Raw genomic sequence first — 832 nt, forward strand, 5'->3', positions numbered from 1 at the left:
CCGTCATTCCGCACCTAATTAACTGATTTATTTTTCTTGACACCGATCCCCCATTTTGATCTATTACTCATCTTTGGGTGCAGCAAAATGGCTATTTCTACTTCCTCCCTATCAGGGTTAACTATCAAACGCATGGACCATCTTGGTTTAGTATCCGGTATGTGTCGGGAGCTTGGTATCGCTAAGATGATTGACGCGGTTATCCCAAAAAACAATGAGCATAAGGTGACTCATGGAGAAGCCTTTGTCGCCATGCTTCTCAATGGTTTGGGTTTTCACAGTCGCACCCTACACATGTTTGCAGATTTTTTCGCTGACAAACCCACTGAACGCCTGATTGGTCCGGGTGTAAAGGCCAAGCACCTGAATGATGATGTACTTGGTCGGTGTCTTGATGCCCTCTATGAAGCAGACGTGTCGTCGCTATATCAAGTCATGGCTGAGCGAGTGGTCGACACTCTGGGGTTAGCCAGTAACGCTGTGCACCTGGATATCACCAGTTTTCATGTCGATGGTGAATACGCTGTTGATGAACAAGATAGCGAGACTAAACGCATTGAGCTGGTTAAAGGTTACAGCCGGGACCACCGGCCAGAATTAAACCAGGTGATACTGGAGCTGATTTGTGAAAATCAAGCCGGTATCCCTGTCTATATGCAGGCTTTAAGTGGCAATACGAATGACCAGAAAGCTTTTGCAGAAGTCACCCGTCACCATATTCAGTGTTTAAAGGCCGCACAACAATGCCGATATTTTGTTGCCGATGCGGCGCTTTATACCGAAGAATCTATCACTGCCCTGGCAACACAGAACCAATTGTTTATCTCACGAG

The 832-nt window shown here is 46.4% G+C and carries 1 protein-coding gene; it reads left to right on the forward strand.

The features are described from left to right. Positions 1 to 87 precede the first annotated feature (87 nt). A partial coding sequence (locus ACX5KA_RS14520; RefSeq protein ID WP_458731500.1) for an IS1634 family transposase occupies positions 88 to 832 on the forward strand: 745 nt, incomplete at its 3' end.

Source organism: Alteromonas alvinellae, from assembly GCF_902705805.1.